This window comes from Rhodococcus sp. ARP2 (assembly GCF_001029585.1).
Classification (GTDB): Bacteria; Actinomycetota; Actinomycetes; order Mycobacteriales; family Mycobacteriaceae; genus Rhodococcus_F; species Rhodococcus_F erythropolis.
Genome location: NZ_LEKE01000090.1, coordinates 52,495 through 76,258, shown reverse-complemented (window position 1 = coordinate 76,258; position 23,764 = coordinate 52,495). Strand labels below are relative to the sequence as shown.

Annotated in this window: 7 protein-coding genes; 5 read left to right on the top strand and 2 right to left on the bottom strand. The window is 62.2% G+C overall.

Annotated elements, in window-relative coordinates; all coding sequences use genetic code 11:
* The first annotated feature begins 35 nt into the window (after window positions 1-35).
* Window positions 36-16,229, top strand: coding sequence for a non-ribosomal peptide synthetase (locus ABX74_RS25200; protein WP_047889946.1), 16,194 nt, complete (start codon window positions 36-38; stop codon window positions 16,227-16,229).
* Between the two features lie 350 nt (window positions 16,230-16,579).
* On the opposite strand, the gene ABX74_RS25195 is transcribed toward ABX74_RS25200, so the two are convergent.
* The gene (locus ABX74_RS25195) at window positions 16,580-17,149 is read right to left on the bottom strand and encodes a DUF5655 domain-containing protein (protein ID WP_019748792.1); all 570 of its coding nucleotides are present in this window, start codon (window positions 17,147-17,149) and stop codon (window positions 16,580-16,582) included.
* A 41-nt stretch (window positions 17,150-17,190) separates the two neighbouring features.
* Window positions 17,191-17,844, bottom strand: coding sequence for a GNAT family N-acetyltransferase (locus ABX74_RS25190; RefSeq protein WP_019748791.1), 654 nt, complete (start codon window positions 17,842-17,844; stop codon window positions 17,191-17,193).
* A gap of 123 nt (window positions 17,845-17,967) precedes the next feature.
* On the opposite strand from ABX74_RS25190, the gene ABX74_RS25185 reads away from it, so the two are divergent.
* The 4 genes from ABX74_RS25185 to ABX74_RS25170 all read left to right on the top strand — a co-directional run bounded on the left by ABX74_RS25185 (window position 17,968) and on the right by ABX74_RS25170 (window position 23,752).
* On the top strand, window positions 17,968-19,365 hold the full coding sequence (locus ABX74_RS25185) for an MFS transporter (protein WP_019748790.1): 1,398 nt from the start codon (window positions 17,968-17,970) through the stop codon (window positions 19,363-19,365).
* Entirely contained in the window at window positions 19,362-20,936 is a 1,575-nt protein-coding gene (locus ABX74_RS25180; protein WP_172932050.1) for a pyridoxal phosphate-dependent decarboxylase family protein, read from the top strand. The genes ABX74_RS25185 and ABX74_RS25180 overlap by 4 nt, the downstream gene beginning before the upstream one ends.
* A gap of 144 nt (window positions 20,937-21,080) precedes the next feature.
* A complete protein-coding gene (locus tag ABX74_RS25175) occupies window positions 21,081-22,412 on the top strand; it encodes a class I SAM-dependent methyltransferase (protein WP_019748788.1) in 1,332 nt (443 codons plus the stop codon).
* A gap of 20 nt (window positions 22,413-22,432) precedes the next feature.
* Window positions 22,433-23,752, top strand: coding sequence for a lipase family protein (locus ABX74_RS25170; RefSeq protein ID WP_047889945.1), 1,320 nt, complete (start codon window positions 22,433-22,435; stop codon window positions 23,750-23,752).
* Window positions 23,753-23,764 lie beyond the last annotated feature (12 nt).

Genomic DNA, 23,764 nt, shown 5'->3' with positions numbered 1-23,764 from the left:
TGAAAAACAAGGCTGGTGAAATGTGAGGTGACGGGTTGAGTGCTTTTCCGTTGTCTCGGGCTCAGCTCGCGCTGTGGTTTGCGCAGCAACTGAGTCCGTCAACTCCGTTCGTGGTGGCTCAGTACGTGGAGCTACGAGGACCGGTTGACGTCGACGCTCTGATCGAGGCAACGAACACGGCATGTCATGAATTGGAGTCGCCGTTCGTTCGCCTCGTCGCCACTGATGCCGAGCCGGCGCAGATTGTCGATCACTCGATCGTCGACGATCTCGCATACCTCGACTTACGCAGCGACGACGACCCGGTTCAGCGCGCGAACGAGTGGATGACCGCGGAATACTCACGGCCACTTGACGTGATGTCTGACCGCCTGATCTCGGCGACTTTGCTTCATCTGGCAGACGATCACTATTTCTGGTACTCGCACGCCCATCATCTCGTGCTCGACGGACATGCGGCGATGACACTCACCGCGCGGGTGGCCGAGCGCTATTCGCATCTGGTTCATGGCAAGACGCTGACTCCTTTCGGTGGTCTCGGGGTTCGTGCACTGCATGACCTCGACGTCGACTACCGATCCTCGTCGCGGTATCGATCGGACAAGCAGTACTGGACGGAGATGTCCGAAGGCCTGCCCCGCCCGGTTCGCCTCGCCGACGGCGCCGGCCTGACGTCCATGCCGCAGCGCATGATGGTGCGGACACTGAATCCAACTCTTGCAAAACAGCTTTCGGATGTCGCGACCGAGTGGACTACGTCCGAGGTGGCGGTCCTCGTCGGTGCATTCGCGTCCTATCTCGGCCGCATGACTGATTCCGATGACGTAGTCCTCAGCTTGCCGGTGTCCGGCCGCACCACGGCGACGTCGAAACGTTCAGGTGGGATGCTGTCCAACATCGTGCCTGTTCGTGCGCAACTCGAACGGGATCTGTCGCCACAAGAACTGGTGCGTCAGATCTCGGTTCAGATGACCGGTGCACTACGCCACCAGCGATTCCGCTACGAGGACATGGGCTTCCAGGAGGGTCAGGGCGGATCCCGTGAGGCGGCGGGCCCGGCCGTGAACGTCATGATGTTTCACGAAGCCATTCGGCTCGGCGACGTCGTCGGCGAATTTCACGTCCTCACATCCGGACCCACCGAAGATCTGTTCTTCAGCATTTATCCGTCGATCGCGGGGGAGAACGTTCGCCTGTCCTTCGAAGCCAATCCACGCCTCTACAGCGAACGTGACCTGGCGATGCATCATCGTCAGTTCGTTCGGTTTCTCGAGGGATTCCTCGACTCGGCTACCCGTGCGCTCGGTGACCTCCGCATCCTCTCGACGGACGAAGCGAAGGATCTGGTCCCCGCGTTAGGTCCGCGGACGGACGGATTCGCGACGCTCGATTCGGTCGTCAGAGGCGGCGCAGGGCAGGGGAGCGCCGTCGCGATCCGCGAGCAAGGTGTGGACGTCACTTACGACCAGCTCGGCGCTCGCGCGGATGCACTGTGCGCCTTGCTCGTGGAGAACGGCGTCGAACGAGGTGACGTCGTCGGGATCCTCACCGAGCGCTCGACCGATTCCGTAGTTGCATTTCATGCAGTAGCGCGGGCTGGTGCTGCCCTTCTTTTCGTGGATCCTCAAACACCCTCCGAGCGTGTCGCTTTCATTCTCGACGACGCCGACGTGTCCGTTGTGATCGGTGGCGAACTCGTGAACGTGCCGGCTTGGGTCTGCGTCGTCGACCCCAGGGAAGACGAGACCGTCGAAGGGCCGGTGAATCGACGTGTGGGGGCGGGTTCATCTATCGCCGCCCTGTCTCTGGACGACACCGCCTACGTGGTCTACACGTCGGGGTCGACCGGACGACCGAAGGGCGTCGCGGTCACGCACCGAGGCATTGCGCCGTTGCTGCGTTCTCACGCCAGGCGACTGAACATCGATAGTTCCTCCCGCGTCGCGCTCCTGGCAGCTACCTCGTTCGACGTGGCGATCCTCGAGATTCTGCTTGCTCACGGCTGCGGCGCGACCGCCGTGATCGTTCCTCCCGGATTGATCGGCGGAGTGGACCTCGAAGACTATCTGCGGCTCGAGGGTGTCACGCACCTGATCTCGACACCATCGGTTCCGCTGACGATGGATCCTCGGAAACTGCCGGATCTTCGAGTGTTGAACGTCGGTGGCGAGCGACCGCCGGTGGCGCTCGTGGATGTGTGGTCGAGTCATGTCGACATCGTTAATTCGTACGGACCCAGTGAAGCGACCGTCGCGGCATTCATGAGCGAGCCACTCGAGCCTGGCGGTGATACTCCGATCGGGCGTCCGATCGACGGCGTTGCCGCTGTGGTGTTGGATTCGTGGTTGCGTCCGACTCCGGTCGGCGCCGTGGGTGAGCTGTACGTGATGGGACCAGGACTGGCGCGCGGGTACCTTTCCCCGACGCTGACCTCGGAGCGTTTCGTAGCGGCGCCCTTTGGTGCCACTGGTGCCGGCGAGCGCATGTACCGCACCGGCGACGTCGTGCGATGGAACGATGCCGGTCAGCTCGAGTTCTTGGGCCGCTCTGATCAACAAGTCAAGATCCGTGGAGTACGCGTCGAACTGGGCGAGATCGAGGCTGTGCTCCTGTCGACTCCCGGTGTTGCGCAAGCAGCGGTGGTCGAGCGATCCGGGTCGCTTGCGGCGTACGTGACTGCGGCCGAAGGTGGGGACGGCACTGCTCATCTATTGAGTCAGAAGGCGGTCCACGAACATCTGGCTTCACTACTTCCACGTTCCATGCTTCCGGGTTCGGTGACGATTCTGGCAGCGTTGCCCGTCACGAGCCATGGAAAGACGGACCGTTCAGCGCTTCCTGAACCGACATGGTCCGCGGTCGCCGAGCAGCACTCGACCGTGCACCGTCCGATCGAGTACGACGAGGAATTGATTGCCTCGGTGATGGCCGAGGTCCTGGGCGTCGGAGTTCTCGGACCGCACTCCGACTTGTTCGCCTGGGGCGGTAGTTCCCTCGACGCCGTGTATGTTGCAGCGCGCGTGAGTTCTGCACTCGGTAGACGAGTTGGTGTCAGGGACGTGTTCGGCGCCCCGACTCCGGCGCGTCTGGCCCAGAAGATTCGTGAGGACCGGGCGGAGTGGGTGGTGGAGCCCGAGCGCATTTCGGACGAGGTCACCGTCGAAATCGCTCCGGCGCAACAACGTCTATGGCTGCTCAACCGTCGCGATCCCCAGTCGTCGGCTTACAACATCGCGTTCGAGGTCGCGTTCAGTGGTGCACTGGATACAGAGGCGATGAGGGCGGCGGTAGCCGACCTGACGGATCGCCATCTCGTCTTGCGTACCGTGTTCTCGTTCGAACAGAATCACGACACGTGGCCGATCCAGGTTGCGACCGCGACTCCGGTGACTCTGATCGAGGTTCCGTCCGAGGATTACGGGGCTGCGTCAGCGGATTGGGTTGCGGCAGGTTTCGATCTGGAGACCGATGCGCCGCTTCGTTTGATCCTCACCTCCGGCAGCGATGCCGACCACCGCTTGACCGTAGTTGCGCATCACATAGCCTTGGACGGCCTTTCGTTCGCAACGATCGTTTCTGACCTGATCTCCGCGTACGACGCTCGCGCCGACGGACGGTCGCCGATCTGGCCTTTGCCCGCGCTCGACTACCGCGACTATTCCGCTTGGCACAGAACCATTCTCGGTGATCCTGCGGATCCACAGAGCTTGGCAGGTCGCCAGCTGGAATTCTGGTCCGACGCACTCGCCGGCGTTGATCCGACTCTTGCGCTTCCCGTGGACAGATCCCGCCGACCGGACCAACCGTCGTCGGCTCGGGACGTGACTTTCGAATTGCCCTCGTCCGTCCACGCGGCGCTCAACGAGATCGCTCGAGCGCATCACTGCACAACCTTCATGGTGTTGCACGCCTGCCTTGCGATTGCGCTGAGCAAGATCACCGGTGCGTCCGATGTGGTCATCGGAACCCCGACGTCCGGCCGAACACACCCTTCGTTCGACGGCGCCGTCGGTATGTTCGTCGGGACCGTGGCGCTGCGAACGCTCCTTCGCGGCGGAGACACCTTCGGTGAGTTCTTGAGTCGGGTACGCGAGGCTGACGTGGCAGCTTTGTCCAATGCCGACGTCCCGTTCGACTGGGTGGTAAACCGCGCGGTCGGTGGGGCCGCAGGCGACAAGAATTCCTTCCTCAGAGTTGTTCTCGCTGTCGATCCGGTAGCACCGGATTCCGAGATCTCGGTGGGAACTTTGACGGCCCACGGCACTCCGCTACCTCCCGCGCACCCTCGCTTCGACCTCGAAGTGACTGTGCGCGAGGATCGTACGATTGACGGCGACGCAAGCGGTGTTCGCGGCACTTTCCGATATGCCGCCGATCTGTTCGATGCGGGCACCGTACAGAGCTGGGTCGAGCGACTGCGTCGAGTATGTGACTCGATTACCGAGAACTCGTCAATCATGCTGCGTGACATCGATGTTCTCAGCGTTGCGGAGCGCGAAGAATTGCTGGCTTGGGTGCCGGGGCCTTCGATTGTCGCGCAGTCGCTGCCCGACCTCTTCGGGGCATTCGCAGCCCGGCATCCGAATGCAATCGCGGTGTCGAGTGGCGATACTCGCGTCACCTATGAAGAGATGCGAGTTCGTTCGGAGGGCCTTGCCGCCGTCTTGATCGATCGAGGAATTGGAGTCGGGGATCGCGTGGCGGTCGCCCTGCCTCGATCGGTCGACCTCGTCGTAGCCATCTTCGCCGTCGTTCGCGCGGGCGCTGCGTACGTCCCGATCGACTTGCAGTATCCCGACGCTCGCATCCACTACGTACTTGCCGATGCAGGCCCGAAAGCGATTTTGTCGACGGACGAATCAGCTGGGCGGTTCGTCGGGTACGAGCAAGCTGTCATCCTCGTGAACGAGACGGCTGACGCGACGGGTGGTTGGCCTGTTCCACAGTCGGCGGCCGCCGCCTACGTGATCTACACGTCCGGATCAAGCGGAGCGCCCAAAGGCGTGGTGGTGACTCAGGACAACGTGTTGGCTCTGCTGGCCTCGACTCGCGGGATCTTCGACTTCGGCGACGAAGACGTGTGGTCGATGTTTCATTCGCACGCATTCGACTTCTCGGTCTGGGAGATGTGGGGTGCGTTGACCACTGGCGGATCCCTGGTGATCGTAGACGGTGATGTCGCGCGTTCTCCCGAAAGATTCGCGGATCTGATTGTGCGGGAGAAAGTCACCGTTCTGAATCAGACCCCGGCCGCCTTCTATGCGTTGGCGGAAGTTACGCAGGAAATGCTGCTTCCGCTCCGGACGATTGTTTTCGGCGGCGATCGCCTCGACGTCGGGCGCGTGCAGGGTTGGTTCGATCGGCACCCGGACGTGCGGGGTGTCAATATGTTCGGAATCACCGAAACCACGGTCCATGTAACCAATTTCGATCTCATCTCCGGTAACGAGACTGTCTCGCCGATCGGGTCCCCACTACCAGGGTTTCGCAGCTACGTGCTCGACGCGTCGTTGAAGCCCGTCCCGCCGGGATCTGTCGGCGAACTGTACGTTGCCGGTCCGCAGGTGGCCGAAGGCTACTTGGGTCAACCAGGGATGACGTCTTCCCGATTTGTGTCTGAACCCGGATTCGAAGGATCGCGGATGTACCGCAGCGGCGATCTGGTCCGTCGGCGAGCCGGTCGACTCGAATATGTTCGCCGCGCCGACGGTCAGATGGCCCTGCGCGGTTACCGCGTCGAACCGGGCGAGGTCGAATCCGCGCTGTTGGCTCACACGTCGGTGGAGCAGGCCACGGTGGTGGTGAGAGAACTCGACAGTGGGCCGACTTTGGTCGGTTACATCACCCCTGAGAACGGACACGACCTCGACGGTGTGTTGCGGACTGCTCGTTCGTTGTTGCCCGCACATATGGTCCCGTCGGCTTTGATGCCGCTTCCGTCATTGCCGGTCACGATCAACGGCAAGATCGACCGAGCATCACTGCCGGACCCGACGTCGCAAGTGCAGCCGTCTCGGCAGTCGCGAGACTTCTTCGCTCAGACAGTTGCAGCTATTCTGAGCGATTTGATGGAAGTTCCGCATATAGATCCGGTCCGGAACCTCTTCGATCAAGGGGCCAATTCCTTGATCGCCACTCGTCTTTCGTCGCGCCTGAACTCCGCTTTGGGCTGTAACCTCGACGTCCGCGATGTGTTCGAGCACCCATTCGTCGATCAGCTCGCCGGCATCGCTGCCGCACGAATCGGCACGGGGCAAGCGTCTCCGTTGTCTTTGGTACCTCGTCTGTCTTTGGTACCTCGCCCAGGCACTGCGGAGGTGCAGCTGTCGGCTCCCCAACACCGAATGTGGATTCTGAATCAGTTGGATACAGAGTCCTCCGGCTACAACATCCCGATCGTGTTACGCCTGACGGGTGAATTGGACGTAGCTGCAGCCGGACTGGCAATTCACGACCTGATCGACCGTCATCGCACTCTGCGGACCGTATATCCGGTTGTCGGCGAGCGTCCGGTTCAGACGGTGCTCGACGCCGAGGACGCGATGCCGCTGTTTCAGCTCGAGGCACTCGACGGCGACGACGTCGAGAATCGTGTTGCAGAACTGGTGGGTTCGGGCTTCGATGTCACCGTGGATCCGCCCGTACGTGCGGCACTTCTCCAGCTTTCGCCTGACGAGTACATCCTGGCTGTTGTTATCCATCACATTGCCGCCGATGCTCGATCGCTCGACTTGTTGGTACGTGACTTCACGGCGGCGTACATCGCTCGCTCGGCGCAGCAAGCTCCGACGTGGTCGCCGCTCGCGCTCGAATACTCCGATTACAGCGCATGGCAACGGGAATCCGGGATTTCCGAGACGGTATCCAGCTACTGGAAGCAGGCTCTCGAAGGCCTTCCCGAGCAGGTGACGCTACCCCTGGACCGTCCGCGTTCGACGTCCGCCCGCGCGTCGAGCTGCCGGGCAGAGATCTCGGGTTCGGTACGGACGGGCCTTCAAGCACTCGCACGATCGAACAACGGAACCATGTTCATGGTTGTCCACGCTGCACTCGCGGCGCTGCTGGCGAGGTACAACGACAGCAATGACGTAGCTGTCGGCACTGTTGTGTCCGGACGCGTCACACCTGAACTCGACGAGCTGGTCGGCATGTTTGCCGGAACGATTGTTCTTCGGACCGAAGTCGATCCGTCGAAGTCGTTCGGCCGGTTGGTCGAGCAGGTTCGTCAGCGAGACGTAGCGGCGTTCGCGCACGCAGAGATGCCCTTCGAATCGCTGGTTGATCTGATCGACCCACCGCGATCGCGTTCGCGACATCCGTTGTTCCAGGTGGCGCTCTCGTTCCAGACAACTCATTCCGCCGCGTGGTCCATACCGGGGTTGTCCGTCACTCAGATCTCGCCCGATGTCAGGCAAGCAAATTTCGATCTGCAGCTCAACGTGACAGACGAGGGGATCGGGGGCGGTCTCGGTCTCGAATTCGTGTACAACGCTGATCTATTCGATGATCTGACGGTATCGAGCTTTGCGGGTCGGTTCGAGCACCTCCTGAATCAAGTGTCTGTCGACCCCAATGTCGAGGTAGGGCGAATCGACCTGTTGACGAGTGCGGAGCGAGCTCTTCTCGTCCCCGCACACGGCGCGGTCGACCGGCCCGATGCATCTCGGTGTTCCGGTACGACGCTTGCCTCGATGCTGCGATACGGCGTCGAATTCGCTCCGGATGCCGTGGCGGTCGAAGCTGAGGGCAACACACTCACTTACCGAGAACTCGATGCACAGTCGGACGTCGCAGCCGACGAGTTGCGTTCCGGGGGAGTCGGAGTGGACCACGTCGTTGCCTGGACTGCCGATCGGTCCATTGCGTCAATCGTGCGATTGTGGGCGATCGCGAAGGTCGGTGCAGCTCCGGCATTGATGGACCCGGAACAGCCGCAGGCGCGAGTACGCGATGTCCTCGAAGCACTGGGCGACGGCGCGGTCTGCGGCCTCGACGCCGGTGGTGAGCAGGACGCAGACTGGGTGCGACAGCATTCCGAGAACCTCGCGGCCTACGTAGTTTTCACGTCAGGAACGACTGGAACTCCGAAGGCCGTGGTGGTGACCAACGGCGGGCTCGGCGTGATCGCCGAAGACCTGCCCCGTCGATTCTCGGCTGGTCCGGGTTCGCGCGTATTCCATCGCGGAGCGCCAGGGTTCGACATGACGTTGCTCGAGGTGCTCATCGCGAGTGCGTCCGGGGCGACGCTCGTTCTGGCGAAGGACGACCAACTGTTCGGCTCGGGACTTGCATCAGCACTGAGGCGCGAGCGAATTACTCATCTGTGCGCCACACCTACTGTCGTCGCCTCGATCGGCGATCCTTCGCTGCCGGACCTTGCAACGGTGATGTTCGGGGGCGAGCGACTCGGCGGTGCGTTGGCGAAGCGCTGGCAAGCCGGACGCAGAGTGATCAACGGATACGGACCGGCCGAGTCCGCGATGTATTCGCTTGCTACCGAACCACTGTCGATCGAACATCGGTCAGCTGACACTCACGACGGATCCGTCGGGTATCCACTGGCCGGGGTCGACGCCGTCGTGCTCGATGATCGACTCGAACCGGTGCCGCCGGGAGTCGCCGGCGAACTGTATCTCTCCGGTCGAATGCTCGCGCGCGGTTACGCCGGCCAACCGGCCCGAACCGCGGAGCGATTCGTGGCAACGAGTTCAGGAGTCCGGATGTACCGGACCGGCGATCTGGTGATGTGGAAGCCGGAAAGCCCCAAATCTGAAGGCAATATGTATCGCCTGCATTATCTCGAGCGAACCGACGTGCAGGTGAAGGTCAACGGTGTCCGGATCGAACCGGGTGAGATCGAGGCAGTCATTCAGTCTGTCGCGAACGTCGATTTCTGCGTCGCCGGGGTTCGGTCGGCCCAGGGTGGAAGTCCTCTGTTGGTCGCCTACGTGCGAAGCTCGGATGCCGAAAGAGTTGACACGGGTCAACTTCGCGCCGCTGTCGCAGAAGTCCTTCCGACGTACATGGTTCCGCATGTCATCGTCGAAATCGAGGGCGCGCTTCCGATGCGGAACGGCAAGGTCGACTTCGCCCGTCTCCCGGCGCCGACACTGGATGCTTCCCGTGCACAGGGGCCGGCCACCGCCACAGAACGCCTTGTTGCCGAAGCTTTTACTTCGGTGCTCGGCGGGAATGAGGACGACCGCGACGCAGACTTCTTCTCGCTCGGCGGCAACTCGCTGTCGGCCGCGGAGGTTACCTCGCTCTTGAGTAGTTCTCTGGGGCTGGTTGTTCCGCTCCGGACCGTATTCGAGCATCCAACAGTTGCGGCGTTGGCGGCCCGGATCGATTCGCTCGAGCAGAGTGGCCCGGCGACCGATGTTGTCCGACTGGAACCGCGGCGCGACCCCACGCCCGCACCTCTGTCACGGAACCAGCGTGCGATGTGGGTACTGAACCAGCGGAACACGTCGAGCGGTGCGTACAACCTGCCGATCTGCATCGAGATCGACGGTGAACTCGACGTGCCCGCGCTGCGTCACGCAGCGACGGATCTTGTCGGCCGTCATGACGTCCTCAGAACCCGATATCCGGGCACTCCACCGGTTCAGGTCGTGGATCCTCCGACCTCCCTGACAATGGAAACGCGACTGGTCGCCGACATCGAGGTCGAGGTGCTGCTGCGAGAGTTCGGCTCGCGCGGTTTCGATGTAGCGGCAGACCTGCCGGTGCGCTGGATGCTGCTCCAGGTGTCACCGGTCAGGCACGTTCTGGCAGTGAGCTTTCATCACATCGCAGTCGACGGGGTGTCGATGCGAACGGTGGTCGGCGACCTGCTGACCGCTTACGGCAAGCGACGAGCTGGACTGGATCCGCAATGGTCTCCGCTGCCGATCCAGTACGGGGATTTTGCCGCGTGGGAGACAGCACGTGACGTTTCCCCTGTCGTCGAGGAGTTCTGGCGCCGAACGCTCGACGGTGTGACATCTGTGTCGCCGCTGACGGTGGATCATTCTGATGGCGGGCCGGATTCCGTAGCGCAGCGAGTGAACTTCGTGATTCCAGCCGTCATCACCTCGGCACTGCAGGCGCGAGCCGATCGATTGAAGGTCTCGCTGTTTGCGGTGGTTCATGCGGCGTTGTCCGTGGTGCTTGCCAAGCTGAGTGGAAATCCCGATGTCGTGATCGCGACTGCTGTCGACGGACGGCGTACGCCTGAGCTCGACGGCGTGGTCGGCATGTTCGTGGATACGGTGCCTCTTCGCCTGCGGATCGACGGGGACGTGCCGATCGACCTTCTGTTGGGTGCAGCTTTCGATGCTGATGTGGCAGCATTCGAAAACAGCTCTGTTCCTGCCGAATTGGTTGGTGAGCTGCTCGGCGGACGAACTCCCCAGATTGCGCTGGGTCTGCAGAACTTCGCGATCCCTGCCGTGGAGGTGGCCGGTCTCACGATTGAGGCTCGCGAAATCGAGACCGCGACAACGAAGTTCCCCATGCACGTCTCGCTCGCACCCGCTGTCGACGGATCGTTGACCGGAGCGCTCATCTATGCCGCGAGCGCGTTCGATCCTTCGAGCGCCGACGCGGTTGCTCGACAACTGTCGAGAGTGCTCACCTCGATGGCCGAGGATGTGCCAGTACTCGTTTCGGATCTCGCGGTGGGCGCGGCGCCCAGTTGGACTGCTGTCGAGGTCGATTCGTCCCGGACGCTGACCCAGATTTTCGCCGCCACAGCGGCGCGATTCCCTGACAACATTGCTCTCGACGACGGGCAGCGCACGGTGACGTATGCCGAACTCGACTCTGCCTCGGATGCCCAAGCCTGGGAACTGGTGGCTCGGGGCGCAGGACCGGGTGCCGTGTACGAGATTCCGGCGGTACGGACTATCGCGTACCTGGTCCGAATGTTGGCGATCTCGAAAACGGGCGCGGCATTCGTGCCGATCGACCCCGACCTGCCGCCGGCACGGCTGAAGCAACTGCGCACAGTGCTCTCCGACCGCAGCCCCGTTCCCGGTCGGCAGTATCCGGATTCAGTCGCGTACGTCGTTCACACGTCCGGGTCGACTGGTGAACCGAAAGGCGTTGCAGTCACCCACCGAGGTCTGGGCCTTCTTACCGACGACGCAATCCGGAAGTACGGCGTGACTTCGGACTCGGTTGTGCTGCACGGTTACAAACCGACGTTCGATGCGGCGATTCTCGAGATGATGTTGGCGATCGGCGCCGGGGCTACCTTGGCGGTCGCTCCTCGGGAGGCTTTCGGCGGAAGGGCACTCGAAGAATTCGTCGCAGAACGCGGCGTCACTCACATGTTGTCCACTCCGGCCGTACTCGACACCATGGCTCCGGAGCGGTTCGACTCATTGGAGGTGGTGGCAGTCGGTGGCGATGTGCTCTCACCTTCCACCGCGCGTGCATGGAGTCGCCGCGCGCGAATGCTCAACGCATACGGACCGACGGAATGCACGGTGGTCACGACCGTCGCCGAGGTGGATCATCGGGTCACCATCGGAGTTCCGCTCGCCGGAATCGGTGCAGAGGTACTGGATACGCGACTGCGTCCGGTGCCGTGGGCCGGGATCGGTGAGTTGTACGTCAGCGGGCCCGGGCTTGCGATGGGCTATGCCGGAGATCCCGCCGGCACCGCCAGCTCGTTCGTCGCAGCACCAGGTGGACGCCGCCGTTATCGGACCGGTGATCTGGTTCACCGCCGCACCGATGACACGCTCGGATTCGTCGGACGCTCCGACCGTCAGATGAGCGTGCGAGGAATCCGCGTCGAGCCTGCCGAAATCGAATCAGCTCTGCGGCGGTGCACGGGCGTCGAGGCTGCGGCGGTTGTCCTCGTCGACGAGATCGCCGTTGCGTGCGCGGTTGGCGATGGTGTGGAGGCGGATCAGCTGACAATCGAGTTGGCCGCGATGTTGCCTGCGTATCTGATGCCCGGCCGCGTGATCGTATTGGAGTCGATCCCGCTCACGACGAATGGAAAACTGGACGCAGATGCGTTGCGGCGCCATGTGTTCGAGAGCCAGGCGCCCGATGCAGCAGTGACGGTTTCGGAGGAACTCGTCACCGCTGTCATGTCGGAACACGTGTCCGGAAGTTTCGGCGCTCTGCACGACCTGTTCGAATCAGGTGGTGATTCGTTGGCCGCGGCAGCGGTGGCAGGTCGACTCGCCTCGATCTTCGCGCGGGACGTGCCTGTTCGCGCCGTCTTCGACAATCCTTCGCCGCGAGCGATGTCTCAGTGGCTGTCGGCGAGCGCGTCCGATGGCAAACGCCGCGAACTGACTCGACGTGATCCCGGCATGCCGGCCCCGCTGGCGCCCTCGCAACAACGACTCTGGCTGATCAATCAGCTTCAGCCGGAATCGACTGCGTACAACCTGACGTTTGCAGCGGTCCTGGCAGACGACATCGATCGTTCGGTCTTGAGCAGCGCCCTCGGTGACGTCGTCGATCACCATGCCGTGTTGCGAACTGTGTTTGTTCCGGGTGAGTTCGGTCCACAACAGGTTGAAATAGACTCTGTTGCATTTGATCTCACTGCGGTGTGGGTCGACGATATCCGTGCGAGCGCTTCGGCCTTCGCGACTGTGCCGTTCGATCTCGAACGAGATGTTCCGTTCCGTGTGCGTGTGTTCAGCGAAAAAGCTGGAGCCGATTCTGCAGGATTGACTGTCCTGGTACTGGTTGTTCACCACATCGCAATCGACGGTGCATCGATGGGCCCGATCCTTGCCGATTTCGCGGCAGCCTTCGAGGCGAGGGCGCTCGGAAGGGAATGGGATTGCTCCGCTGAGGGGATCAGCTACGGCGACTACAGTCTCTGGGCGAGAGAGAGCTTGGGCGATCCGGAGGATCTTCTGAGCGTGGCGCATCGGCAACTCGACTACTGGTCGAACGCACTTGGTGGCGTCGAGGATGTGTTGGCTCTACCCGTCGACAACCCCCGGAGTCCGGTGTCTTCACGATCCGACGAGATGGTGACGGAAGTCCTCGACGGTGCCACCTATGACGCGTTGTCGGCGTTGGCTCGTTCGCATGGCGTCACGGTATTCATGGTTGTCCACAGCGTGATTGCCGTGCTGCTCGCTCGCGAGTGCGTCACGGACGACGTCGTGGTGGGAGCAGCTGTGAGTCTGCGGAACGATCCGGCGCTGCTGAGCGTGGCCGGCATGATGGTGGGTACTGTCGCATTGCGCACGAGGATTAACTCCTCCGACCGCTTCGCTGCTGTCCTGGACGAGGTTCGTCGTGTCGATCTGGAAGCTATGGCGAACGCGGACGTCTCGTTCGACGATGTAGTTGCGAAGGTCGATCCGCCGCGCAGGATGAACGAGCATCCCCTGTTCACGGTCATGCTGGCATATCGGCGAGCGCTCGACGTGCCGCAGATCGACGGCATCACCGTCTTCGACATCGACAAGGCAGGGTCGTCGACCGGTTACGACTTGACGTGGGACCTGGTCGACACCGGTGCCAGTCTGACGATTCGATTGCTCTATGCCACAGACAGATTCCGCGCGTCGACGGCGGAACTGTTCATGCAGCGCGTGACACGTATCGCCGAAGCAGTGACAGCGGAACCCGAGATCGTGGTCGGGGAGATCGAATTGCTGTCCGGTCTCGAACGCTCGGCGCTGACGGCTGCGAATCCTCGACACGTCGAACCGCTGACGATTGCGGACATTTTCGAACGCGCGCTGCGGCAGGCACCCGACGGCATCGCGCTGGAAGAGAACGGCAGGCGCTGGACCTATCGCGACCTGCACGAGGAGTCGTCGCACTGGACTCGCGAGTTGGTGGTCCGAGGAATCGGACCCGATGACGTGGTGGCCGTTGCGCTCGGTCGCGGGCATCTGTGGATCGTTGCGCTGTGGGCGGTAGCGCGGGCAGGCGCAGCGTGGCTGTCGCTCGATCCGGCTCTGCCGACAGCGCGCCGGCAGACGATGGTCGAGGAGTGCCGTTCGGTTGTCGGTTTGACAGCGCGAGGTGCATCCGAGAGTTTGCCTGACTCCGTCGAGTGGGTGGCGATGGATGAATCCCGCACTGCTGGTGGGGCTGTCGAGGTATCGGCAACGCCGGCTCATCCCGACAACCTCGCCTACGTCATCTACACGTCGGGTTCCACGGGAAGACCCAAGGGTGTCGAGGTTTCACACCGCGGAATCATGAACGTCTACACCGCGCACGTCGAGATCGCCGAGTTCGATCGTGGCCCCCGAGTCCTGCAATTGGCGTCGTCGACCTTCGACGCGTCGGTGATCGAGATTCTTCTGGCGGCGGCAGGGTGTGGAACGTTGATTCTGGCTCCTGACTTCGTCTACGGAGGAGAGGAACTCACGAATCTGCTGGTCGCTGCCGACGTCACACATCTGATCGTGACGCCAACGGTCCTGGCCACAGTCGATCCGGATGCAGTGCAACCGTTGATCGTCGAATCTATGGGGGAGCCGCTCTCTGCCCGCCTTGCGTCGGCGTGGTCACCCCGCCATCGCATCGTCAACGGATACGGACCGACCGAATCAACGATCGCGGCATCGATTTCCGCGCGGATCACTGACGGGGACGTCACTGTCGGCACCCCGGTACCTGGCACGACGGCGTTTGTTCTCGATCAGAGGCTCCGACCGGTTCCGGATGGCGTTGCGGGAGAACTATTCCTCGCCGGCGAGAATGTGGCACGGGGGTACGTCACCTCCCCGGGTCTGACTGCCGAGCGTTTTGTTGCCAATCCTTATGCGGTGGGAACTCGGATGTATCGCACGGGTGACCTCGTGCGTCGTAGGCGTCACGACCGAGCGCTCGAGTACCTGGGGCGCAACGACGCACAGGTGAAGGTGCGGGGTGTCCGCGTGGAACCGGCGGAGGTCGACGTGGCTCTGTCAAGCCATGGAGCAGTGATCTTCTCGGTTACCGTCGTCTCTGACGACGGGCACGGATCCGCTGAACTCCGGTCGTACGTAACGCTGGCGGAAAACGGTTCGGTGACGGAATCGGAGCTTCGCGGGTTTGTCTCCGGCCTGCTGCCGAAGCACCTGCTGCCTTCTTCGGTGACGGTGATGGGAGTGGTCCCGTTGCTCGCTTCGGGGAAGATAGACGTAGCGGCACTTCCTGCTCCTTCGCCGCAGGTAGGGTCGAGTGTGGATCGACCCGTCTCGGATACCGAACGTCAAGTGGCACAGGCATTCGAGGGCGTGACCGGCGCGAAATCGGTGGGCCGCTACGACGACTTCTTCGAGCTCGGCGGGACATCCATGGGTGCAGTTCGAGTGGCTTCGCGCTTGCGTGAGACCCTGAACAGGGATTTCCCGGTTCAATGGATTTTCACCGATCGAACTGTGGCGGAGCTTGCCTCTCGGATGGATCTCGTTCATGCCGACGTCGTGGAGGGTGATTCGTTCCATTCGGATCCGCTGGACACGATCGTCATGTTGGGCGGCAATCCTGATGACCTAAGGCCGCCGTTGTTCTGTGTGCATCCGGTCAGCGGAATTGCCTGGTGCTACGTCGGACTCGTCGGTCAGCTCGAAGGTCGACGGGTATACGGCATCCAGGCAACGGGTGCAGGTGAGCTACCCGGCACGGTGGCGGAGTTGGCGTCGGGGTATGTCGATGCCGTACGGAATGTGCAGCCGTCGGGTGAATACCATCTACTGGGTTGGTCTGCCGGTGGAACGATCGCGCTCGAGATGGCGAGCCAACTCGAAGAGACGGGCGATCTGGTCGGTTCGGTTGTCATGCTCGACGCGCTGTTGCCGGAGATGATGCCATCGGTACAAGCGGCTCCGAAACCTTCCGAACTGTTTGCACAGATCGGACTAGCTGAGGTTGAAACTGAAACTGCAGCATTGACTTTCGTAGACGTTGCGGCAGAGATCCGAAGGCAGACCGGTATGGATTTCCTTTCCGATACGGTTCTCGAATCCGTAGTGGGGCGGGTTGAAAAACTGTCGCGAATCGTTCGGGACCACACGCCGCGGCGCTATTTCGGCTCAGTGGAATTGTTTGTGGCGCAGCATGATCTGCCTGAACATCGTCACCTGGTCGAAAAATGGTCCCAACTGGTGGGGCCACTGCGGCCGTACCTGGTCGACTGCTCTCACGCGGAAATGTCGAGCATGGAGGCTTTGGCGAGTGTTGCGAAAGTCCTCGTCGACAATCCTGAAGGCGTCGAATCCGAAGCGGGGGAGAGTAATCATGCTGGGGTGCAGTAGATCTGCGGTGCCGGGACTTTGGTCCGGAGTTGTCACACTCGGGGTCCCCATGCTTCCGTTCCACAAGTAGAACCCGTAGCATTTTCCTTGTGGCAGTAAGCCATTCAGAAACTATCTCCGGAGGATCGTATGTTGGGTTCCCTTTTTTCCATCAGCTCTGAAATCGGTGTCCCGTCCGTTGATGCGCTCTTCGAGGCTGCTCGGACCATCATCGGCGCGATCTTCGGCCTGAGCTGACACGTCGCAGCGACCTTCCCCCGCGGTGAAGAAAGTCCCTGTTCTCCGACAAGGAGAACAGGGACTTTCGTGCAGCGTGCCGGTGAGTGGTTGCGTGGCGGCGAGTTAGTGTCCTACCGGCCGTTCTGTAGATACGCGATGGCTATCAGCGATCCGACTTCGTCGTTCACGTCCTCGGTGCTGGTGAGCCCGATCTTGTGAGTCGACTGCCCGGGAGCTTTGGCCGGCACCAGAAGTTCGGAACCGGGGGCCTCGACAAAACGTAGCCCGAGGTCGACTCGGGCTTTGGTGGCCGCTGCGATGGCAGCAAATTGGCGAGCGCGAACAAAGGGCGTGTATGTTCCGCGGCCTTCGACTCGAACATCGGTTCCGAGCTCTTCGATCAGACGTCGGGCTGCATCGAAGATGGGTCGCAGTGCTGCCTTCGGACCGCTGTACTGCTGGTCGATGTATTGCTCGACGGTCGGCTCCACCCATCCGGACTGTTTGGCAGTCTCGAATGCAATTGCCCACTGCGAGTTCTGCGGTACACCGTGCTCTGCTTTCAGCCACTTGCGGACTTCGTTCTGATCGAGCGGGTCGACCCCCGACGTCCGTACAGCCTCAACCCATTCTTCGAGAGTGCGTCCGGTACGGTCGCGCATGGACGAGGTGACTGCGGCCATCATGTCGGAGGGTTCCATGCGTCTGTTCTACCGGCTGTCACGGTGCACGGGTAGCTCGCTCAGTCGATACCCAGCATCGCCCTGAGCGCGTCTGCGCCGGTCACTTCGACGGGGTACGGCGGTGCGACAAAATCTTCGCGCCTGAGGGTGAAGAGTCGACGCACGGTCATTCGGCCGTCGGCAGCCAACTCCTCTACTGTGCCGTCGGCGCGGTAGCCGACTTTGGTCGACACCGTGATCGAGGCGGGGTTGTCCGTGAACGCCGACGACACGACGCTTCGTGCGCCCAAAGAGTCGAATGCGAATGCGCAGATTGCCTGTCGGGCAAGAGTGCCGATGCCCCGGCCTTGGAACCCGCGCCCGATCCACGAGCCGGTTTCACCGGTACGACTTTTGGGAAAGTCCGTCGCGGCGAACGCCTGGCAGCCGACAATTTCTCCGTCGACGACAATGGCTGTTTCGAATTTCCAGTCGGCCGTGGTCATCGCTCCGCGGACCGACCAGTGGTATTGGATGAATCTTCGCGACACTTCTTCGGGAGTGCCCACCGTCCAGGGGACGAGAAACGGCATCTGTTCGGCAGGGTGAATGCCGGCTCGGACCAGCGCAGCGAGTTCGGGGAAATGGTCGTCGCGCACAGGGACCAAGGTGATGCGCCCACACGTGATCGTGACTCCGTACGGAGGCCAGATCTCTGTCAGTGGATCAACCATCGTCTTCAGGCTTTCGTTCGTGTGCGAATCGGGTCACAGTCTGGCATGCCCGGCCCGTCCGAGTGAGCGACTTCTGGTCATCGAGATTCTTTTGCCCTCGCGGTACGGAGTCGTGACATTAGTGTGTGGACGGTGACTACAGACAAACCGGTACGTCTTCGTGAAGGTAGATCGCCTGACAGGCTTTCGCGTGGTGTGGTGGCCGGATACGCAGCGGGAAGTGTCGGCACGGGTGGATTCGGCGTGCTTCCAGGTCTGGTACTGGCGTACTACCTGACCGATACGCTCGGCGTGGCCGCGGCGCTCGCGTCGCTTGTAGTCATTGTCCCGAAAATCGCCGACGTCCTGATCGATCCGCTGATCGGGTCGATCAGCGATCGAAGCTCTCATCGAACTGGTACGCGAGTGCCACTCATGCTCGCAGGCGCTTTGGGACTGCCGTTGCTCTTCATTCTCACGTTCTCAGCCCCCGTGTCTGCGGGCCCCGGAGTCGGGGCGTTGTGGGTGCTCGTCTTCTTCCTGCTCGCGGCCAGTGCCTACAGCCTCTTTCAGGTGCCGTACATCGCGTTGCCGACCGAGTTGACCGGCGATTACCACGAACGCACTCGTTTGGTATCGGTTCGAATTGCGGTGTTGGCCCTGACAATTCTGGTCATCGGCGCTGGTGGACCGGAACTTCGCGACGCTGCCGGGGGCGGAGCACGCGGTTATCTGGTCATGGCGATCGGGGTGTCGGCGCTGATGTGTGGGGCAATGATCTGGGCAGTTCGCGGAGCGGCGCGCCACACGGTGACTCACGCGGACGCGCCGGTCGGATCGTTGCTCTCGCAGTACCGGGACGGGTTCGACGCGATACGACGCACCCGCGCGTTCCGATTGCTGGTCATCGTCTTTGTGCTCCAAGCACTTGCCACCGCTGTGATGTTGGCGGGTGCGCAATATCTGGCGACCTATGTGATGGGCAGCGAAGGCGCGCTCACCGGTCTGTTCGTTGCACTCGTCGGACCAGCTCTCGTCGTCATGCCGCTGTGGTACCGGTTCTCGCATCGGTACGGAAAGCTTCGCGGTTACGTCGTGTCCTCGGTTCTGTTTGTCGTCGCGACGGCGTTGTTGACCCTTGCGGCTGTCAACGCCGGTTCGTGGATCTACGGTGCCGTCGCCCTTGCCGGCGTCGGATATGCCGGCATGCAGGTTTTCCCGTTGGCGATGCTTCCTGACGTCATCGAGGACGACGCGCGAATCGGTGGACGCCAACGTGGTGGTTCGCTCAGTGGTATCTGGACAGCCTCGGAAACCGCAGGCCTTGCCCTGGGGCCCGCGGTGTTCTTGGGTGTACTCGCGGTGACCGGCTTCGTTTCGAAAACTGCGGGCGAAACTGTCGTGCAACCGGAATCAGCGCTGACCGGAATAGCTTTTGGCTTCTCGGTCGTCCCGGCGATCCTGGTTGCGATCAGCCTGGTCGTACTGCGGAACTACCGCACCGAACAAGAATCCACTCACGAGAACGTAGGTGAACGATGAGTTCCACTCAGGCCGAGGAACTTCAGGGCAAGATCGTCGAGAGCACGAACCTCGAGAAGAGGGCGGCCGACATCTTGACTCGGCTGCGTTCGCTTCGTGAGCAGGACGCCCCGACGCACGGAGGCCGGGTTCTGTCGTACGTGTACGACAGCGGTCTCGCAGCCCTCGACGAGTTGGCAGCGGACGCAGCTCGATTGGTTCAGCCGGTCAACGGTCTCGACCCGACGGTGTTCCCGTCCACGGCGGTGATGGAGCGTGAGTTGGTTGCGTTCGCTCGCGAGTTCCTCCATGGAGCTTCAGACCCAGCCGCAGATACCGATACAGACACAGACACAGACACCGGAGGAGTAGTCGTCGGAAATGTCACCAGCGGCGGAACGGAGAGTTGTGTGTTGGCCGTCAAGGCAGCTCGCGACTTCCGCGGGCTCCCGCCGGGTGAGGGTTCGCTGGTTCTTCCGACCACCGCGCACGCCGCTTTCCACAAGGCAGCGCACCTACTCGGACTGGAACTCATCCTGGTACCCGTAGATCCCACGTCGGGGCGCGTGGGCGCACAAGATATTGCGACGGCAGTTCGGAAGGACACGGTTCTGATCGTCGTCTCGGCGCCCAATTACCCGTTCGCGGCGCTCGACCCGATCGCCGACGTCGCGGAAGTTGCTCGTGCACATTCGATTCCATTACATGTCGACGCCTGCATCGGCGGGCTTGCGTTGCCGTGGTGGGGTGATCTGCCGCCCTGGGATTTCCAGGTGCCCGGTGTCACCAGCATGTCGGTCGACTTCCACAAGTACGGATACTCACCCAAGGGCGTCTCGGTCTTGCTGCACCGCGGGCGTGACCTGCATCGCAAGCAGTATTTCGGGCTCACGGACTGGCCGGGGTATCCGGTGGTCAATCCCACGCTTCTCGGTTCCAAATCCGTTGCTGCTCTGGCCGGAGCGTGGGCGATTTCGCAAGTTCTCGGGCAATCGGGGTACGCCGAACTGGTGTCCCGGGCGCAGCGGGCCACCCGTGCGCTGATCGAGACGGTCCAGAGCATCGACGGGCTTCGCGTCGTGGGCTCGCCGGTGGGGCCGCTGTTCGCGGTCGCCACCGATGGTTCGGTGCCCCTCGAACGTCGAGTCGATCCGCATCGCTGGGTAAGCGCTGTCGGTGCCCGCGGCTTCGTCCTTCAAGGGCAGCCGGCGTCGACGCAACCTGACGGAACTGTATTGCCTCGAACAACCCACCTCACCGTCACCCCGGTGACCGAGTCGGTGCTCGGCGAGTTGACCAATGCGCTCGTCCTCGGTGCCGACGACGTTCGCGGCTCGGCGGCAGCCGAGGCGCCGCCGGCACTGGCAGAGTTGGCCGGAGCATTCGAACGTGGCGATGTCACCGTCGCCGATGTTCTTGCGTTGCCAAGTGACGCTGTCGCGGCAGCTTTGAGGTCGGCGGGGCTGGATCCTCGGGGTTCTGCTGATTCTCCCTTGGACATGGCGGCCGTCCTCGCGGCAGTGGAATCGCTGCCACGTGAGGTCACGAAGAGACTGCTGGTGGAATTCCTCGCCGGGCTGGTGGAGCCCTGACACCGCTATGAATACCGAAACCTCGATGAATACCGAAACTGCGGTGAACACTGCCCAAAACTCGGACAAATGGCGCGAAAGATTCGCGAATCGGGCGTAAGTTTTCTGTCATCGGCTAACCATCTTTGTCGGAGGGGTTGATCTGTGACTGGTGCCGCGACCAAAATTTTGACGGTTTTCGAGGAAGTGATCGGGGTTCCGCTTCCGGTTCGCGTGCGATGTTGGGACGGTTCGGAGGCAGGTCCGCCGGACGCCGCTGCGCGGGTACATTTCCGGAATCGGCGTGCCCTACGTCGAGTCCTGTACTCTCCCAACGAATTGGGGCTGGCGAGGGCATACGTGTCCGGCGATCTGGACGTAGACGGCGATATCTTTGCGCTCCTCGATGTCCCGGATCTGGTCACGCGGCTCGGTGAGAATCGTTTGTCGGCGTTGCCGTTGCGCTCGCTGGTGCGCGCCGCCGGTACTTTCGCCGGCTTGGGGGCGGTGGGTCCACCGCCATCGCCTCCGTCGATCGAGATGCGTCGTAAGCGAGGCAAGCGGCACAGTAAATCACGCGATTCGGCCACGGTCTCCCATCACTACGACGTCGGGAACCGCTTCTACGAAATGTTTCTCGGGCCGAGCATGGTCTATTCGTGCGGGTACTGGCCGGAAGGGGTCGAATCCCTCGAAGCTGCTCAGTACGCGAAGCTGGATCTGATTTGCCGCAAGCTCGATCTGAAGCCGGGAATGCGACTGCTCGACGTCGGTTGTGGCTGGGGATCGATGGCACTGCACGCTGCCCAGAACTACGGCGTCGACGTCGTCGGAGTGTCACTGAGCAACGAGCAGGTCGAGTACGCCAAGGGACGAGTTGCCGACGCGGGTTTGGCCGATCGTATCGAGATTCGGGTGCAGGACTATCGCGACGTCGACGACGGCCCGTACGACGCGATTTCGAGCATCGGCATGTCCGAGCATGTGGGCCTGGCCAATTTGCCGGTGTACACGGCAAAACTCTACGACCTGCTCGTGCCGCAGGGTCGTCTGCTCAATCACGCCATCGCGGCGGTGAAGTCTTTGTCGGACAACGTCGATGACGGACGCAGTTTCATCGACAGGTACATCTTCCCGGACGGTGAGATCCTTCCGCTGAGCAAAACCATTGATGCGCTCGAACTTTCAGGCTTCGAGACGCGTGACAGCGAGGCGTTGCGCGAGCATTACGCCTTGACACTGCGCGCGTGGGTACAGAATCTTCGCGAGAACTGGGACGCATCGGTCCTACAGGTCGGTGCTCCCCGCGTGCGTACCTGGTTGCTGTATCTCGCTGCCAGTGCCCTGGGTTTCGAGGAGCCGCACAGGCTTACGATTCATCAGGTCCTGGCCGTGAAACCAGGGGATCGGGGGGCCAGTGGCATGGCCCGCTCGCGTAGCAGTTGGTATCGATCGATTGAAGTCCCGCAGATCGAAACCGGTCCGCGCGTCGACTGAGGCCTATACGTTGGATTTCCATGAGCACCCGGAAGGTTGTCCTCGCGGCACTGAAGGTTTCGGCCGTTGCGGTATCGGCGCTGTTGTCGACCTCGCTACTGTTCACACCGATATCGAACGCCGAACCTGTGAACGATTTCTACGACGCGATTCCGGGCGACGTCGGTGATCCGGGTTCGGTGATTCGGACGGAACCGCTGCCGCTGGCCGGTGCCGTTGGCGGAGTGCCTGGTGTGGGGACCCGGATCCTGTATTCGAGTACCGACACCCACGGATCCAATGTTGCTGTGTCGGGCTCGTACCTGGAGCCGGCCGCCCCGTGGTCAGGCGCGGGCCCGCGCCCGACGGTCGTGATCGGTCCGGGCACTCAGGGCCAAGGTGATCAGTGCGCGCCGTCGAGGATGTTTCCCACTGCCGGTCAACTCCGCCTGGCGGAACCCGGGAATCCGTCGAACTACGGTGCCGGTGTGGACAGTGTCGGCGTCAACTACGAGTCCGCATTTGCTTTCGCATTCCTAGCCCAGGGCGTTCGCGTGTTTGTCACCGACTACATCGGACTCGGAACACCCGGCACCCATACCTACGTCAATCGCGCCGAGGAAGCCCATGCGATGTTGGACGGTGCACGCGCTGCCCGAGCCCTGGCGAACGCAGGAGAGGACGATCCGATAGCGCTGTGGGGCCATTCGCAGGGCGGCGGCGCCACTGCCGCTGCAACCGAACTGGCACCCGAATACGCGCCTGAGTTGAATCTGGTCGGGAGTTACGCGAGCGCGCCCCCGGCAGACCTGGCAAGCGTTCTGCGTCATATCGACGGTACCGGCCTGATGGCCGCGATCGGCTACACGATCAACGGCGTCCTCGACCGATATCCCGCCGCCCGAGAGCCGATCGAATCTCGACTCAACGACTACGGCCGGTCCGTGCTCGCCAACGTCGCCGGGCAATGCCTCATCGATTCCCGAACCAAGTACGGGAAGCAGTCGACGGCGTCGTGGACCACGGACGGCCGGCCACTTGCCGACGTGGTGGAATCGGTACCGGAGATCCAGCAGGTGATCGAGGAACAACGCATCGGGCGGCGAACCCCGGCCTCGCCGATTCTGGTCAACGGAGCGCTCAACGACGATTTCATCCCGTACGAGCAAACCCGGCGCCTGGTTCAGGACTGGTGCGCGCGCGGGGCCGAGGCGACGTTGTTCACCGACACCCTGCCTGCAGTGAATCCGGGGAGCGGTAACAATCACCTCGCGCCGGCCGTAGCGGACTTCGGTGTCGGATTGCAGTACGTGCTGGACAGATTCAACGGCAAGCCTTTGGTCGACACCTGCAACGCCTGACACGCCTGCTTC